Source organism: Microcella indica (assembly GCF_013414345.1).
Classification (GTDB): Bacteria; Actinomycetota; Actinomycetes; order Actinomycetales; family Microbacteriaceae; genus Microcella; species Microcella indica.
In genome coordinates, this window is the sequence record NZ_CP058670.1 from 1921300 (window position 1) to 1936912 (window position 15613).

A 15613-nucleotide genomic window follows, 5' to 3' on the forward strand; every position below is an offset into this window, starting at 1 on the left:
GTCAGTTTCCTTCGCCTTGTGGTGTCGATGACGGCGTCAGCCGCAAGCCAGTCAGCTCCGCGAGCGACTCGAGAGTGTTGTCGCCGAACGCCTCACGCACCGCGAAACCGTCGGCGGACACGTCGAAGATGGCGTGATCGGTGTAAACGCGGGTCACGCACCCGACGCCGGTGAGCGGGTAGGTGCATACCTCCACGAGCTTGGACTCGCCCTGCTTGGTGAGCAGGTCGGTCATGACGTAGACGGACTTCGCGCCGATCGCGAGATCCATCGCACCGCCCACTGCGGGGATCGCACCGGGCGCGCCGGTCGACCAGTTCGCGAGATCGCCGCGCTGCGACACTTGGAACGCGCCGAGCACGCACACGTCCAGGTGTCCGCCACGCATCATCGCGAAGGAGTCGGCGTGGTGAAAGTACGCCGCCCCCGGCAGCGCCGTCACCGCCTGCTTGCCCGCATTGGTCAGGTCCGGGTCGATCCGGTCCGGCGCAGGAGCCTCACCCATTCCAAGGAGACCGTTCTCGGTATGCAGGATGATCTCCTGATCCTCGGGCAGATAGTTCGCCACGAGTGTCGGCGCACCGATACCGAGGTTCACGTAGGAGCCTTCCGGGATGTCGGCGGCGACGCGCCGCGCCAGCTCTTGACGGGTGATGCGGCTGCTCACTGATCTACCTCCGTCATGGCCGGAGCGTCCTGAAGCGGATTCCCCTCAACATCGACGCCGCCGACGAAAACGCCGCCGTCGATCCACCGGCGAGATCCCACTGCGACGACGCGGTCGACGAAAATACCTGGGGTGACGACTGTCTCGGGGTCAAGCGACCCGAGTTCCACGATCTCATCGACCTGCGCGATGGTCGTCACCGCGGCGGTCGCCATGATGGGGCCGAAGTTCCGAGCGGTCTCGCGGAACACCAGATTGCCCCAACGATCTCCCCGCAGCGCCGAGATGAGTGCGAAGTCCGCCTTGATCGGATACTCCAGCACGTACGCACGGCCATCGATCTCACGCGCCTCTTTGCCCTCGGCGAGCACGGTGCCCACCCCCGTAGGGGAGAAGAACGCACCGATGCCGGCCCCCGCCGCGCGGATGCGCTCGGCGAGATTCCCCTGGGGCACCAGTTCGAGTTCGATCTTCCCGGCGCGGTACAAGTCGTCGAACACCCACGAGTCGTGCTGCCGCGGGAACGAGCAGATGATCTTGCGCACACGCCCCTTCGCGAGCAGCGCGGCCAGCCCGGTATCACCATTGCCAGCGTTGTTGTTGACGATCGTCAGGTCGCTCGCTCCCTGCTCGATCAGCGCGTCGATGAGCTCGACGGGCTGACCGGCCCGGCCAAAACCGCCGATCATGATGGTGCACCCGTCGCCGATGCCCGCAACGGCAGCCTCGACGTCCGAGACAGTCTTGTCGATCACGTCAACTCCCGTCGTATGTTCGCTACGCGCACATGTGTGCGCATGGTGCCATCTTACGCGATCTTACGTGGCATCGAGGTCGACGGCGGCATAGGGATCGCCCTCACCCTCGCGTTGTTCCCGCGGCCGCGCCGGTTCGCCAACGACCCGTTGGCGAATTGAGCGTCCCCCTGACTGCCCGGTCTGATAGGTTGCTCTGCTCGGCATGCGCGCCGAGCAGAGAGGAGTCTCCCGGTGCTCCATGAGTATCCGACGTTCGACTACGACCAGGTCGACTACATCACCTCGGACACCCACTTCAGCCACGCGCGGATCAGCGAGCTCGCTGCCCGCCCCTTCGGATCGGCCGGCGAGATGGACGCCGAGCTGATCCGCCGCTGGAACCAGACCGTCGCCCCCGCAGACGTCGTCCTGCACCTCGGCGACGTCGCGCTCGGACCGATCGCCGAGTCCCTGCCGCTGACCGCGCAGCTCCACGGGCGCAAGTTCCTCGTCCCCGGCAACCACGACCGCGTCTCACCCGCGACACAGTCCCGCCGCGCGATCGAGCGATTCGCTCCGCTCTACGAGCAGGCCGGCTGGATCATGCTCCCTGAGATCATTCAAGGCACCCGTCGCGGCACCCTTCTCCTCGCGTCCCACTACCCCTACTCCGGCGACACCCAGGACGCGGACCGGCACACCTCACATCGTCCGGTCGACCGCGGCGCTCCGCTGCTGCACGGCCACACCCATGATCGGGAGAATGGGCCGGTCGGTCACCAGTTCCATGTCGGTGTCGACGCCTTCGGATACGCGCCCATCCCATTCACGCTCATCGACGCCTGGCTCGACGACCTCCGCCGGGAGGAGGAAGAGATCGCCGCGATCGTCCGTGAACGCACAGCGATGGGCGAGAGCACGCCGCTCTCGGAACTGGCCGAGAAGCTCGGAATCGACCTCGCGGCCCTCGGTGACACGCCGGAGTGAGGCGATCGGACCCGCGAAGTCTAGGGAAACGCTAGACATCCCTAGACTTCGCTAGATTCGCCAGTCGTCCCGGTAGTCGTCGTGATCTGCATGAGCAGACGCGAGCTCCCGCAGCACCGTCTCCAGCGTCTCGGCCGTCGTGGTCGAGGGTTCTGCGGCACGGAACGCGTCGATGATCCGGCGCTTCGCGGCGCACTCCGCGCGCACGCGCTGATAGTCGATCGCGACGATCATCCGCTCTGGGTCGAACGCGAACTGCGTCGCCCACACGCAGAACCCGGTATCGGTCGTCGGCGATTCCGACTCGACAAGCCACGCGATCCGCTCATCCTCCTCGATCCGGGCAAGCAGGAACTCCACCAGCACCGCCGACTCATCCGTCATGGCCACCTCCTCGAGAGCAACCTGCCAGCATCGCACACATCGAGATTGTGCAACGACCCGTTGCACCAATGACCCCGCGAGTCGAGCCTGTCTAGATCGGAGCAGGAGTCGTCCGATCCTGGCAGGGATCGGACTCGACCATCGCATCCGATCGAACTTGCCAGGACTCGACATCCCCTGCACCGCAGCAAAGCGGAGTCCGGATCGGTTGAGGATGAATCACGGCGGCATCAATCGCGGCAAGCACATTCAACTCGCCGAAGCGCCCGTCCTCGCGCGGCTCATGCATCTGGACGGATCTCGCTCGATGCCCATGAGCCTCGTTCGCGAACGCAGGAGATTGAGTGGACACTATCCAGTCGTACACAACGGGCGACGAGTTGGAACCGCGCGGGGAAGCGAGCCACGGCTCGCGCACGGTGGATGGTGATCTGGCCGGTCTCGAGCGGCTGGCGCAGAGCATCCAGCACGGCGGCGCTGAATTCGGGCGCCTCGTCGAGGAAGAGGACTCCGTGGGCAGCGCGCGAGATCGCGCCGGGCCGCACGAGCCCGCTGCCGCCCCCGATGAGGGAGGCCATCGTCGCGCTGTGGTGGGGACTCTCGACCGGTGGGCGCGTCACGAGGGCGGAACCGACGGGCAGGCCGGCGAGCGAGCGGACGGAGGAGACCTCCACCGCGGCGTCGGGCTCGAGGTCGGGCAGCAGCCCGGCCAGTCGCGTCGCGAGCAGCGTCTTGCCGGCACCGGGAGGGCCGAGCATCATGAGGTGATGGCCGCCCGCGGCGGCGACCTGCAGCGCTTCGACGGCCTCCGGATGCCCGACGACGTCGCTCAGGTCTCCCTCCTCCCCTGCCGGTTCCTCCGCGGTCGCCCCGACGAGCGGGTCAACAGGCACGGCCTCGAGCTCGGCACCATGATGGATGAGCACGTCCCGCAGGCTCGCCGCACCGACGATGCGGATTCCCGCGACGAGCCCCGCTTCGACGGCGTTGCCGCTCGGCACCACGACTGCTCTGGCCCCTGCGCGCCGGGCGGCCAGCACCGCAGGGAGCACCCCGGCGACGGGTCGCAGTCTGCCGTCGAGGCTCAGCTCGCCGAGGTGCACAACGCCCTCGAGCGCCTCCGCTGTCACCACGCCGGTCGTCGCGAGAGCAGCGACGGCGATTCCGAGGTCGAAGCCCGAGCCGTGCTTGGGCAGGGATGCTGGTGAGAGGTTGACGGTGACCTTGCGGTTCGGCAGGTCGCACCCCGAGTTGCTCGCTGCGGACCGCACGCGATCCTTCGCCTCGCCGAGCGCGGCGTCGGGCAGGCCGATGATCGTGAACGCGGGGAGTCCGTTCGCGAGATCGGCCTCGATCTCGACGAGCGCCCCGTCGACCCCGTGCAGGGCGACCGCGAGCGTGCGGGCGACGGGCATCAGCACACCTGCCGCACGTGCTCGATGACGACGCCGTCGCGGTCGGCGACCACCGAGATGGCGTCGACCCGCAGGCGGTCCACCGGGCCGTGCGCCTCGCACCACGCCGCCGCCAGCCGACGCAGCCGCGCGAGCTTGACGGGCGTGATCGCCGCCAGCGGATGCCCGAACCCGGCCCCCGACCGCGTCTTGACCTCCACGACCACTGTCGTCGCGCCCTCTCGGGCGACGATGTCGACCTCACCGATCGAGCACCGCCAGTTGCGGTCGAGGATCGTGAAGCCCTGGGCCTCGAGGTGGTCGACCGCGAGGTCCTCCCCGCTGCGCCCGAGCGCTTGCGTGCGTGTCATGCCTCCGAGAATGCCGAGCGCGCGGGCGCCGGGGGCGTCCTCGAGACGACCCGGGGCATCCCCCACCCCTCACGGGGCTGTGAGGGAGACGCCGCAACCTCAGCGCGGGGCGGACTCCTTCTGCGCGCCCCCGGGCTCGGCACCCTCCGGCTCGGCACCGTCGTCGTCCGCGTGCCGGTCGGGGTTCGTGTAATGCAGCACCGCCCACAGCGCGAGCGTGACGACCGCGAACGCGACGAGCACGACGAACCACGTTCCCACGTTCGAGATCTCGTCGATGCCGTCCTCCGTCGGCAGCACGAGCAGCGCGAACAGGGTCGCCGTCACGAGGAAGGCGCCGACCCACAGTGCCTTGGACCGCTGGAAGATCTCGCGACCCTCGAGGAAACCGAGGGGCAGGATCGCGACCGCCGCCGCCGTGAGGCCCTCCGCCGTTGCCGCCGCGAGGGAGTCGAGCACGAGCGCCGTGACCCAGTCGAGGCCGCCGGCCGTCGCCTCGGTGAGGATCGAGTAGCCGACCCACGCGAGCACCGAGATGCCGACCATCACGCCGAGCTGGGTGAGCACGGCGCGCAGGCGGTGCGGCGCGCCCACGCGCGTGACGATCTCGAGGCCGATGACGAGCCCGATGAGGAAGCCGGGCGAGAACTCGAGGAGGCGCGCGATGACGACGCCGATGAGCGCGAAGACGAGCGCGGCAGGCTGCAGCCCGATGCTCGTCTCGATGCGCCACGCGCGCCAGATGATCGCCCCGCTGATCCACGACGACACGTAGGTGACGAGGAAAAGGCCGATCGCGAGCGCGAGGGTCAGTCTCAGCGAGACGGCGTCGAACCCGAACGACGGGTCCATGAACCCGAAGATGACGCTCGTAAGCACGATCAGCACGGCGGCGGCCGCGGCGCGCGTGCGCGTGACCGCGGCGAACCAGTCGGTCACGCGATCGACGCCGCGCTCGAAGGCGGCGAAGCCCCGCCCGAACCGGCGCGTGTTCGCCGAGAGGGTCGAGTTGAGCAGCTCGGTCGGGAACGCCACGAGCAGGAGGATCGCGAGCGCGAGACCTCCCGCGGTCACCGTGATGATGGGGCTGCGGAAGATCTCGGCGGCCGTGGGAATCGCATTCGTCAATTCAGACGGTGCGGCGGGGTCGTCGCGAGCGATCGATCCGGATGCTCCGCCAGCGCGCTCGCCGACGCCAGAGTTCTCCTCCACCTCCTCGTCGACACCCTCCTCGAGCGGCTGCCCCGCAGGATCCAGAGGCGGCTCGACCATGACCGGGGTCGAGATCTCCGAGGGGCTGCCCCCCGGCGGCGTCGCGGTCGCGACGAGCGTGTGCTCACCCGGCTCGAGATCCTCCGGCACGACCACGTCGAGGGCGAAGAGCCCGCTCGCGTCCGCCACCGAGGTGCCGAGGGTGCGCGGCGTCGAGAAGATCTGGATCGTGACGGATGTGCCGGGAGGCAGCCCGCGCGCGGAGAGCGACAGCTGCTGCCCGGGTCTCAGGTTCTGCCCGTCGAAGCCCTCGAGCGTCCACGAGAACGGAGCCGGGGTGACGGCCGGCGTCGGCGTGGGAATGGGCGCGGGCGGCGCGGCGGGGCCGGCCACGACGACCTCGACAGGGGCGGTGTATGCCGAGAATCCGTCGAAGGAGTCGCCGAGGCCTTCGTAGTAGAAGCCGGGATCGGCGACGAAGCCCTGAGACTGCTGCTGGGCGCGCACGAGAGTGCGGCCCGATGCGCCCGAGAACGAGCAGCTCCACGCGCCCTCGGTGTCGACGATGGCACTGCAGGCCCCTGGCCCGCCGAGCTCGCGCACGAGCACGCGGAATCCGGGCTCGCCCTCGCCACTCGCGAGAACCCGGCCGTTCGAGCCCGGGGCGGCCGAGAAGGTCGGAACCTCGGGAATGAGCACGAAGTCGTCCTGGTACTCGCTCTGCTCGAAGTAGTACGACTGGACGGCGTAGAAGTTCCAGATGCCCGGCTCGAGGTCGTCGAACACGCACTCCTCGACGGTCGCGGGCGACAAGGGCGCGGACTCGGGTTCGAAGCCGCCTCCGCCTTCGCCCTCGGGCGCATCGCCGCACGAGGCCACCGGGAAGCCGAACGAGTAGCCGCCCTCGCCGTCGGGCTCGACGTCGTAGACCTCGACCCCGACCCTCGAGCCCTCGAGACCCTCGGCCGTGACTCCCACCGAGGCAGCGCCGAACTCGTACGTCATGGTGGGAGGCGGCGGCACCACGCCGGGGGAGATGGTGGCGGCGACCGGTGCTGAGGCAGTCGAGATGCCGTCCCAGTAGTCGACAACCTGGCCGGGCACCCCGGGATCGTCGGAGAACCCGACGCTCTGGGCCACGGCGGTGTAGACCTCCCCGCCCGGAGCGAGAGGCGTGGTGCACGACCATTGACCCGTGACGGCATCGGCGACGGCAGAGCACGCGAAGGTCGACTCCGAGTCTCGGACGACGACCTCGACGTAGTCCAGCAGAGTGCTCGACTCCACGAGCTCCTCGGCGAGCAGGTCGATCGAGCCGCTGAAGATCGCGCCGCCGGGCACCGGCTCGACGGTCATCGTGGGCGTCGCCGGCACGTACACGGCATCGCCCCGGTCGCTCGAGTACGTCTCGTTGATGAACTGCACGGACGAGAACAGGTGGATGCCCGGGGGCACGCTCTCCACGAGGCAGACGACCGACGGGCCGTCCGTCGGAGGCACCTCGTAGTCGCCCGTCCACCCGGCCGGGCACCGCTCGCCGAGGGAACCAGCGCCGAACCAGTCCACGATGAAGCTCACGGAGACGTCGGTCTCGGTCAAGCCCGTCGCGGTCGCGGTGAGCGAACCCGGGGCGGTGGCGATCGACAACCCGTTCTGCGGCGGGGCGACGTTCACGGCGATAGCGTCAGGCTCGCCCCCCGGCCGTTCTGCCGTGCCGCCCTCCAGGTCGGTGGCCACGACCCGCACGGCCCACACACCGTAGTCCCCGAAGGGCACCGTGCACGAGAAGGCGCCAGACGCCGGCACACCGGAGAAGCAGAGAGACGTCTCGCTGCCGATGCCGACGTCGACTCGGTAGGCGAAGACCTCGACCGTGCCGAGCGCGGGCCCCGTGCCCGTGACCTCAGCGGAGAGGGTCGGGATCGTGAAGGCGTCGAGGTCGAACGGTGACGCGAGAGAGAGGTCGCTCGCCGGTGACCCGTAGCTCACCGTGACCCTGTTGCTCTCCGGGCTCGTGCCGTCGACGTCAGTCGACGTCGCGAAGAGCTCGTAGTCGCCGTACTGGCCTGCGGGCAGCGTCGCGACGCAGTCGCGGTCGACCGTGTCGGTGAAGACGCATCCCTCGGTCACGACGCCTGTCTCGACGAACTCGGCCCACACCGTCACCGTCTGCTCGATGCCATCCTCAACGTCGACCGAAACCGAGACGGAGCCGGTGATGTCGGTCGCGGCGGCGGAGATGACGGGGGCGAGAGGAGCGGCCTGCGCCGCGGAGCTCACCGCAACGACGCTCGCCGCCGCGAAGGCGGCCACGAGCACACTGGCGAGGCCTGCGCGGGCGCCGCGAGAACGGGTGGTCACAGCGATGTGCTCCTCGGGTAGGAGGACGGAGGTGACGCTCGTTCGGGTCAGCGTCTAGATCACAGTACGCCGGATCTGTTTCGCGCGGGTTAACTGTTCTTGGGGGGCGCGGGGCGCATCCCGATACCGCTACTCGTCGATCGCGAGCTCACGGGGCAGCTTGAGGTCCTTCTTGCCGAGCTCCTCCACATTGACGTCCTTGAACGTCAGCACGCGCACGCTCTTGACGAAGCGGTCGGCGCGGTAGACGTCCCACACCCACACGTCGGTGAGGGTCAGCTCGAAGTAGAAGTCTCCCGCGACCTCGCGCACGACCTGCTCGACCTCGTTGGCCAGGTAGAACCGTCGCTCGGTCTCCACCACGTACTGGAACTGCGACACCACGTCGCGGTACTCCCGGTACAGGGCGAGCTCGACCTCGCGGTCGTAGTCGTCAAAATCGTCGTCGTCCATCGGGTGCAGTCTAGACCGTCGCGTCGGGCGCGCCGTCGGCCGTCGCGGGGAGCTTGAGCCACGTGACCCGATGCCGGGGGCTCGGCCCGAACTCCGCGACCGCGGCGAGGTGCGCGGGGCTTCCATAGCCCTTGTTGCCGTCCCAGCCGAACTGCGGCCACCGCGTCGCATCAGCGACCATGAGCGAATCCCGATGCACCTTCGCGACGACCGACGCGCCCGCCACCGAGGCGCAGTCACGATCCGCCTTCGGCCTGACCCGGATGCTCGGTGGCGAGGTGAGCGCCGGCGTGAGCCAATCGTGGCTGCCGTCGAGCAGCACCGTCGAGGCACCCACGTCGATGCCCGCCTCGTGCAGGGCGATGAGGCCGCGGCGGGCGGCGAGGCCCAGGGCCGCGATGATGCCGTGCGCGTCCACCTCGCCCGGCTCGGCCTCCCCCACCGCGACCGCGGTTGCCCACGCGTGCACGAGGGGAGCGAGCAGCTCGCGCTTGGCGGGGCTGAGCAGCTTGGAGTCGCGCAGGCCCGCGGGAGGAGCATCCCCGCCGGGGACGATCGCGCACACGCCCACGGCCACGACACCCGCGATGGCACCGCGACCGACCTCGTCGCAGCCGATCACGACGGGGGCGCCCTCGGCGAAGAGCGCTCTCTCGACCTCGAGAGTGGGGTCGGCGACGGTCACGGCCGGGGGTCGACCCCGTCGAAGACGAGCGGGTAGTTGTCGAGCCAGCCCCAGCGGTCGAGGGGCCAGCTGATCACGAACGCGCGCCCCACGACGTCGTCGATCGGCACGGGGCCGTTGACGCGCGAGTCGCTCGAGTCGTAGCGGTTGTCGCCCATGACCCACAGCTGGCCCGCCGGGACGTCCTGCTGGAAGTCGCTGCCGCTCACATCGACGCGCCCCTCGGGCAGCACGACGTAGGGTTCGTCGAGCGGCACCCCGTTGATGCTCAACTGGCCCAGATCGTTGCAGCAGACGATGCGGTCGCCCGGCAGCCCGATGACGCGCTTGACGAGGTGCTCGTCGCTGTCGGAGGCGCTCAGGCCCACCAGGGTGAGGATCGTGTCGACACCCTCCTCGAGGGGCGAGCGCGGCTGCTCGGGCGCGGGCGTGAGCCAGCTGCCGGGGTCGCGGAACACGATCACGTCGCCGCGCTCGACGGCAACGAGGTCGGGAACCAGCTGGTTGACGATGATGCGGTCGTCGACGAGAAGAGTGCTCTCCATCGACTCGCTCGGAATGTAGAACGACCGGATGAGGAATGTCTTGATGAGGAACGAGATGATGAGCGCCGCCGCGACGATGACGACGACGTCGCGCAGGAAAAGCAGCGCGCTGCGCTGGCGCGAGCGCGGGCGCTCAGGCGCAGGATCGGATGCCGCTGCCGGCGGCGCTGTGTGCTCGGTCATTGCTCCCCAGGGTCGGGCTCCAGTCTAGGCACCGCCCGGTCGCAGAACGACGAAGGCCCCGCCGAGAGATCGGCGGGGCCTTCGTCGTGAGGAGCGGGAGCTCAGCTCTCGCGCTTCTCCTTGATCTTGGCCTTCTTGCCGCGCAGAGCGCGCAGGTAGTAGAGCTTGGCGCGACGCACGTCGCCGCGGGTGACGACCTCGATGTGGTCGATGACCGGGGAGTGCACGGGGAAGGTGCGCTCGACGCCGACCTGGAAGCTCACCTTGCGGACGGTGAAGGTCTCACGGATGCCCTCGTTGGAGCGGCCGATGACGACGCCTTGGAACACCTGGATGCGCGAGCGGCTGCCTTCCACGATGTTGACGTGCACCTTGACGGTGTCACCGGGGCGGAAGTCGGGGATGTCGGAGCGAAGAGACGCTGCGTCGACGTGATCGAGAATGTGCATGATGCATCGCTTTCTGCAACCGCCACAGGTCGAGTGCGGGGAGTAAGAGGGAGTCGTACCGGTGCTGCAGCCTCGCAGGATGACGGCTCCCCTGTGGCAGAACCGTGCCGAGGCACAATCGCTCATCATGCCATATGGGGGTACGCCCAGCCAACTTTCTGCGAGAATACCGACGGGGAATCACTGCACGGCCGTTACACTCGCGCCACACCGCTTCTCGGGGGGAGAGCACTCATGACTACAACCACCACCACCGCGCTCGCGACCGACAAGGTCGTCATGCGCACCGAGCCCATCCAGCGCCGCAGCTCGGAGAGGATCGAGCTGCTGCTGGACGCCGCCGCCGCACTCATCGACGACCACGGCATCGATGGCGTCACGACGAGCGCCGTCGCGAAGCGCTCGTCGTCCTCCGTCGGCGTCGTCTACCGGTACTTCCCGAACATCCAGACACTGCTGCGCGCGCTTGCCGCCCGCAACCTCGAGCGCTACCTCGCCAAGGTGTGGCACGGCATCGAGAACTCGGGGCCCGAGCCCTGGTCGTCGTTCGACTCGACGCTCGACGTGTTCGTGGAGCTCGTCCGCACCGAGCCCGGCTTTCGCGCTCTGCGCTTCGGCGACGTCATCGACCAGCGGTTCATCAACCCCGAGCTGAGCAACAACTCGATCCTCGCCCGCCGCTTCGCCGAGCAGACCGGTGCCACCTACGGCTTCGAACCAGACGATCAGCTCGTGTTCCACTACGAAGTCGCGGTCGAGATGGCGAGCGGGCTCCTCACTCGAGCGTTCCAATTGGACAAGAATGGTGACGCGCGCTTCATCGAGGCGACCCGCGCCCTGTGCGGCGACTACCTGCGCACCCACGTCCCCCTACCCAGGAGCTGAATGATCGAGCTACGCACCCCGGCCGAGATCGACGAGATGCGGCCAGCGGGTCGCTTCGTGGCGAGCGTGCTGACGGCGACGCGCGCCGCCGCCGACGTCGGGGTCAACCTGCTCGACCTGGACGCACTCGCGCACGACATGATTCGCGCCGAGGGCGCGGAGAGCTGCTACATCGACTACCACCCCTCGTTCGGCGCCTCGCCGTTCGGGAAAGTGATCTGCACGTCGGTCAATGACGCGGCCCTGCACGGCCTCCCGCACGACTACGCTCTGCGCGACGGCGACCTGCTGACGCTCGATTTCGCCGCCTCCGTCAACGGCTGGGTGAGCGACTCGGCGATCAGCTTCGTCGTCGGGGAACCGCGCCCGGGCGACCTCGAGCTCATCGCGACCGCGGAGCGGGCCCTCGCCGCCGGCATCGAGCAGGCGCGCGTCGGCCGCCGTCTGGGTGACATCTCGAGCGCGATCGGCGACGTCGCGCACGATGCCGGGATGCCCGTCAACCTCGATTTCGGCGGTCACAGCGTGGGCCGCACGATGCACGGAGACCTGCATCTGCCGAATGACGGTCGAGCGGGGCGCGGCCTCAAGCTGCGAGCGGGGCTCGTCATGGCTATCGAGCCGTGGTTCATCCCCGACACCGACGAGATCTACACCGACCCCGACGGGTGGACCCTGCGCTCGCGCACGGGCTCCCGCGCCGCGCACGCCGAGCACACCGTCGCGATCACGCCCGAAGGGCCCCTCGTGCTCACGGCGCGCGACTGAGCACCGCAGCCGCACTCTCGGGGCGTCAGCGCGCCGAGGAATCGACGAGCGGCACCTCGTCGGTCGTGGGTCCGAGCGGAGAGGTCCACTGCTCGCCGCGCCGGTCGGCGCGCGTCGTGCGCACCATGGTGACGCATGCCGACACCGCCGCGACGATGAGCAGGGGCCACAGCAGGTAGCCGAGCAGGAGCGCCGCCGGGTCGAGCGAGGTCGCGACGACGATGATCGCGAGCGCGTACTGGGCGACGAGCAGCAGCTTCTCTCCGCTCGTGAGGATCGGCACGGCACGACGCAGCACGATGACGTGGTTGAGGGCGAGGGAGACCGCAAGCCCAGGGAGCACGAAGGTGCCGGTGACGACGCTCTGCACCGAGGGCAGCAGCGCGTACTGGTCGACTGCCTGCAGGATCCACGCCGCGACACCCGCGAGCAGCGCGATCGCGGCGACGAGAGGCTGCGACCACAGCCACCAGCGCTCGCCCGTGGTCACGTCGCCTCCCCCGAACGGTCGGGTGCCAGAAGGTCGGGGCGTACCCGCCGGGTGCGGTCGAGCTGCTGCTCGTGGCGCCACTGCGCGACAGCGCCGTGATGGCCGCTCAGCAGCACGGCCGGCACTGCCCGATCGCGCCAGACAGCGGGCTTGGTGTAGCTGGGGTACTCGAGCAGTCCATCCTCATGGCTCTCCTCGGTGAGGCTCTCCGGGTTGCCCACGACGCCGGGGACGAGTCGGCCGACCGCTTCGATGATCGCCATCGCCGCCACCTCCCCTCCGTTGAGCACGTAGTCGCCGAGACTGATCTCGCGCACCTCGTTGCGGTCAGCGTAGTGGTCGATGACGCGCTGGTCGATGCCTTCGTAGCGACCGCACGCGAAAACGAGGTGCTCGCGGGTGGAGAGCTCTCGTGCCTCACGCTGCGTGAAGGGATGCCCCGCAGGGCTCGGAACGACAATGATGCTGTCGTCGCGCACGACGCTGTCGAGCGCCTCGCCCCACGGTTCGGGCTTCATGACCATGCCAGCGCCGCCGCCGTACGGAGTGTCGTCGACCGTGCGGTGACGATCATGCGTGAAGTCGCGAAGGTCGTGCACGCCGACCTCGATCACTCCCGCCTGCCGGGCCCTGCCCAGCAGCGACACGTCGAGGGCCCCGAAGAATTCGGGGAAGATCGTGACGATGTCGAAGCGCACAGCCCCAGCCTAGGCGGGTGCATCCTTCGACTCGTCCTCCGCGGGTGCGTCGTCGGGCGCGTCGGGCAGCTCCTCGAAGAGACCGAGGGGCGGAGTGAGGGTCACGGTGCCGCCCGCGATGTCGACGACCGGCACGATCGCACCGACGAAAGGCACGAGAACCTCACCCTGCGGCGTGCGCACGGCGAGGAGGTCCTGCGCGGGCAGGTGGTCGACGCGCACGATCGTGCCCACCTCGACCCCGTCGCGCAGGGCGCGCAGGCCGACGAGCTGGAAGTCGTACCAGGCGTCGTCCTCGGCCGGCTCGTCGTCGACCTGGTCGATCCACAGGATCGCCTTGACGAGCGACTCGGCCGCCGTGCGATCGTCGACGCCCTCGAAGAACGCGACCGGCTGCGCGTTGTACCAGCGCAGCTCGGTCAGGGTGAGGGTCTTGCCGTGCCACTCGGACGACTCGGGCACCTGTAACGAGAAGCTCGCGCCCGGCGTGAAGCGACGCTCGGGCGCGTCGGTGTAGAGCTCGAGCTTGAGGGCGCCCTTGAGCCCGTGAGCCTTGACGAGCCGACCGACCCGGAGTTGTGGACGCTCTGAGGTGGGCGCGTTCACTGATCGGTGTCGACGACGTCGACGCGCACTCGGCGGCCGTCGGCGAGCGACGAGATCACCGTGCGCAGGGCCTTGGCGGTGCGACCGCCGCGGCCGATGACGCGGCCGAGGTCCTCGGGGTGCACACGCACCTCGAGGACCTCGCCGCGCGCAGAGCTCTGCGCGACGACCTCGACGTCGTCCGGGTGATCGACGATCCCCTTGACGAGGTGTTCGAGAGTGTCAGCGAGCACGAGTCACTAGGCCTTGTCGGCCTCGGCCGCGGGGGCCTCGTCGGCGGCGGGGGCCTCGGCGGGAGCATCCTCAGCCTTGGCCTCCTCGGCGGGCGCCTCGGCAGCGGGAGCATCCTCGACGGGCGCCTCAGCAGCAGGCGCCTCCTCGGCGGGCTTCTCCGCAGGCTTCTCGGCCTTGGGCTTGAGCACAGGCTTCTTCTTCTCGTCGACGCTGAAGGCCGCCTTCGGCTCGGGCGACTTGACGGTGCTCGTCGCGCCCTTCTCGCCCTTGAAGGTGCCCCAGTCGCCCGTGAGCTTGAGGATCGCGAGCACCTGAGGGCTCGGCTGGGCGCCGACGCTCAGCCAGTACTGGGCGCGCTCGGACTGCACCTCGATGAACGAGGGCTCCTCGGTGGGGTGGTACTTGCCGATCTCCTCGATCACGCGGCCGTCGCGCTTTTTGCGCGAGTCGGCCACGACGATGCGGTAGAACGGTGCACGGACCTTGCCCATGCGCTTGAGACGAATCTTGACAGCCACGTTTCTCCGAAATGTGTGAAGGAAGTGAGTCGCAGCCGGTTGCGTGGGGCACACTCGGCGCGGAAGCTCGTGATGGTTTCTCGCAGCGTCTGATTAGAGGGTCGGACGCGCGAGCACTCGACCGCCTATTCTGGCAGATTTTCGCGGCGTCTGTGACCGCGACGGGATGCTCAGCGCTGGTCGTCCCGCCAGGCAAGCCACTCGCGCACCTTCGCGAGGTCGTAGCGGGGCCCCGTGATGCCCAGCGTGAAGAGGCTCGCGCCCATCGCCCGCAGTTCGTCCGCCTCCGCCATCGTGCGGCTGCGCACCTCGACCGATGTCTCGATCTCGCTCGTGTCGCGGCCCACCGTGCGCCCGTGCTCGGCGAGGACGCCGAGCTTGCGCTCGAGCGTGGGCGCGTCGCTGAACGAGTGCCAGATGTCGGCGTGCTCGGCCACGATGCGGAGAGTCTTCTTCTCGCCGCCCCCACCGATGAGGATGGGGATCTCGCGCGTGGGCTGCGGGTTCAGGGCCTGCCAGCGCGACCGGATGATCGGCAGGTCTCGCGCGAGAGCATCCAGTCGCTCCCCCACCGTGCCGAATTCGAAGCCGTACTCGACGTAGTCGCGCTCGAACCAGCCCGAACCCGTGCCGAAGAGGAAGCGGCCCGTGCCGCCCTTCGCGCTGATGTGGTCGATCGTGCGGGCCATGTCGGCCTGCAGGCTCGGATTGCGGTAGCTGTTGCAGTTCACGAGCGCGCCGAGCTCGACGCGGCTGGTCTGCTCGGCGAGGGCTGCGAGCATCGTCCACGACTCGAAGTGCAGGCCGTCGGGCTCGCCGCTGAGCGGGAAGAAGTGGTCCCAGGTGAAGAGGATGTCGACGCCGAGCTCCTCGAGCTCGGTCGCCGTGTCGCGGATGAGTTCGTAGGGCGCGTGCTGCGGGGCGAGCTGCACGCCGAGGCGCACGGGTCGAGTCGTCATGCCCTCAGCCTAGGACTGTCGCGCGGG

The 15613-nt window shown here is 69.0% G+C and carries 18 protein-coding genes and 1 pseudogene; 3 read left to right on the top strand and 16 right to left on the bottom strand.

The features are described from left to right. Position 1 precedes the first annotated feature (1 nt). Positions 2-667 carry a 3-oxoacid CoA-transferase subunit B gene (locus HUJ41_RS09410; RefSeq protein ID WP_071044806.1) on the bottom strand — a complete coding sequence of 222 codons (666 nt, stop codon included), beginning with the start codon at positions 665-667 and terminating at the stop codon, positions 2-4. Continuing rightward, positions 664-1422, bottom strand: a complete 759-nt coding sequence (locus HUJ41_RS09415; protein ID WP_071044807.1) for a 3-oxoacid CoA-transferase subunit A — start codon at positions 1420-1422, stop codon at positions 664-666. Before HUJ41_RS09415 ends, HUJ41_RS09410 begins: the two co-directional genes overlap by 4 nt. Before the next feature lie 234 nt (positions 1423-1656). Here HUJ41_RS09415 and HUJ41_RS09420 point away from each other — a divergent pair, with 234 nt between their 5' ends. Continuing rightward, complete coding sequence (locus HUJ41_RS09420; RefSeq protein ID WP_071044808.1) at positions 1657-2391, top strand: metallophosphoesterase; 735 nt, start codon at positions 1657-1659, stop codon at positions 2389-2391. A 51-nt stretch (positions 2392-2442) separates the two neighbouring features. On the opposite strand, the gene HUJ41_RS09425 is transcribed toward HUJ41_RS09420, so the two are convergent. The 8 genes and pseudogenes from HUJ41_RS09425 to rplS all read right to left on the bottom strand — a co-directional run bounded on the left by HUJ41_RS09425 (position 2443) and on the right by rplS (position 10428). Further along, positions 2443-2775, bottom strand: coding sequence for a DUF6221 family protein (locus HUJ41_RS09425; protein WP_071044809.1), 333 nt, complete (start codon positions 2773-2775; stop codon positions 2443-2445). A gap of 374 nt (positions 2776-3149) precedes the next feature. Further along, positions 3150-4190, bottom strand: a pseudogene (locus HUJ41_RS09430) (YifB family Mg chelatase-like AAA ATPase); the annotation flags it as partial. Then, positions 4190-4540, bottom strand: a complete 351-nt coding sequence (locus HUJ41_RS09435; RefSeq protein WP_179872338.1) for a YraN family protein — start codon at positions 4538-4540, stop codon at positions 4190-4192. The pseudogene HUJ41_RS09430 and the gene HUJ41_RS09435, both read right to left, overlap by 1 nt. Positions 4541-4639: 99 nt before the next feature. Continuing rightward, entirely contained in the window at positions 4640-8113 is a 3474-nt protein-coding gene (locus HUJ41_RS09440) for a spermidine synthase family protein (protein WP_179872339.1), read from the bottom strand. A 129-nt stretch (positions 8114-8242) separates the two neighbouring features. After that, on the bottom strand, positions 8243-8566 hold the full coding sequence (locus HUJ41_RS09445; RefSeq protein ID WP_152583178.1) for a DUF2469 family protein: 324 nt from the start codon (positions 8564-8566) through the stop codon (positions 8243-8245). Positions 8567-8576: 10 nt separating this feature from the next. Then, positions 8577-9251, bottom strand: coding sequence for a ribonuclease HII (rnhB, locus tag HUJ41_RS09450; protein ID WP_179872340.1), 675 nt, complete (start codon positions 9249-9251; stop codon positions 8577-8579). Further along, positions 9248-9979, bottom strand: a complete 732-nt coding sequence (gene lepB / locus HUJ41_RS09455) for a signal peptidase I (RefSeq protein ID WP_179872341.1) — start codon at positions 9977-9979, stop codon at positions 9248-9250. Before lepB ends, rnhB begins: the two co-directional genes overlap by 4 nt. 101 nt (positions 9980-10080) lie before the next feature. Further along, positions 10081-10428: a 50S ribosomal protein L19 gene (rplS, locus tag HUJ41_RS09460; RefSeq protein WP_179872342.1), complete on the bottom strand. Its 348-nt coding sequence runs from the start codon at positions 10426-10428 to the stop codon at positions 10081-10083. A gap of 234 nt (positions 10429-10662) precedes the next feature. On the opposite strand from rplS, the gene HUJ41_RS09465 reads away from it, so the two are divergent. Both HUJ41_RS09465 and map read left to right on the top strand, forming a co-directional pair. After that, positions 10663-11313 (top strand): TetR family transcriptional regulator, encoded by a 651-nt coding sequence (locus HUJ41_RS09465; RefSeq protein WP_179872343.1) that lies wholly within the window; start codon positions 10663-10665, stop codon positions 11311-11313. Then, complete coding sequence (gene map / locus HUJ41_RS09470; protein ID WP_179872344.1) at positions 11314-12081, top strand: type I methionyl aminopeptidase; 768 nt, start codon at positions 11314-11316, stop codon at positions 12079-12081. 25 nt (positions 12082-12106) lie between these two features. On the opposite strand, the gene HUJ41_RS09475 is transcribed toward map, so the two are convergent. From HUJ41_RS09475 to HUJ41_RS09500, 6 genes are all read right to left on the bottom strand, one after another. Continuing rightward, complete coding sequence (locus HUJ41_RS09475; protein WP_179872345.1) at positions 12107-12571, bottom strand: hypothetical protein; 465 nt, start codon at positions 12569-12571, stop codon at positions 12107-12109. Beyond that, on the bottom strand, positions 12568-13269 hold the full coding sequence (trmD, locus tag HUJ41_RS09480; RefSeq protein ID WP_179872346.1) for a tRNA (guanosine(37)-N1)-methyltransferase TrmD: 702 nt from the start codon (positions 13267-13269) through the stop codon (positions 12568-12570). Before trmD ends, HUJ41_RS09475 begins: the two co-directional genes overlap by 4 nt. A gap of 9 nt (positions 13270-13278) precedes the next feature. Beyond that, a complete protein-coding gene (gene rimM, locus HUJ41_RS09485) occupies positions 13279-13875 on the bottom strand; it encodes a ribosome maturation factor RimM (RefSeq protein ID WP_179872347.1) in 597 nt (198 codons plus the stop codon). Further along, positions 13872-14108 carry an RNA-binding protein gene (locus HUJ41_RS09490; RefSeq protein WP_100822335.1) on the bottom strand — a complete coding sequence of 79 codons (237 nt, stop codon included), beginning with the start codon at positions 14106-14108 and terminating at the stop codon, positions 13872-13874. Before HUJ41_RS09490 ends, rimM begins: the two co-directional genes overlap by 4 nt. A 6-nt stretch (positions 14109-14114) precedes the next feature. Next, a complete protein-coding gene (gene rpsP, locus HUJ41_RS09495; RefSeq protein ID WP_179872348.1) occupies positions 14115-14627 on the bottom strand; it encodes a 30S ribosomal protein S16 in 513 nt (170 codons plus the stop codon). A 170-nt stretch (positions 14628-14797) separates the two neighbouring features. Then, the gene (locus HUJ41_RS09500; protein WP_179872349.1) at positions 14798-15586 is read right to left on the bottom strand and encodes an LLM class F420-dependent oxidoreductase; all 789 of its coding nucleotides are present in this window, start codon (positions 15584-15586) and stop codon (positions 14798-14800) included. Positions 15587-15613 lie beyond the last annotated feature (27 nt).

Bases quoted from the DNA above. Each gene is read 5' to 3' on its own strand.
- HUJ41_RS09425 (WP_071044809.1), bottom strand. From the start codon at position 2,775: ATGACGGATGAGTCGGCGGTGCTGGTGGAGTTCCTGCTTGCCCGGATC.
- HUJ41_RS09435 (WP_179872338.1), bottom strand. From the start codon at position 4,540: ATGACACGCACGCAAGCGCTCGGGCGCAGCGGGGAGGACCTCGCGGTC.
- HUJ41_RS09445 (WP_152583178.1), bottom strand. From the start codon at position 8,566: ATGGACGACGACGATTTTGACGACTACGACCGCGAGGTCGAGCTCGCC.
- lepB (WP_179872341.1), bottom strand. From the start codon at position 9,979: ATGACCGAGCACACAGCGCCGCCGGCAGCGGCATCCGATCCTGCGCCT.
- rplS (WP_179872342.1), bottom strand. From the start codon at position 10,428: ATGCACATTCTCGATCACGTCGACGCAGCGTCTCTTCGCTCCGACATC.
- HUJ41_RS09465 (WP_179872343.1), top strand. From the start codon at position 10,663: ATGACTACAACCACCACCACCGCGCTCGCGACCGACAAGGTCGTCATG.
- map (WP_179872344.1), top strand. From the start codon at position 11,314: ATGATCGAGCTACGCACCCCGGCCGAGATCGACGAGATGCGGCCAGCG.
- HUJ41_RS09500 (WP_179872349.1), bottom strand. From the start codon at position 15,586: ATGACGACTCGACCCGTGCGCCTCGGCGTGCAGCTCGCCCCGCAGCAC.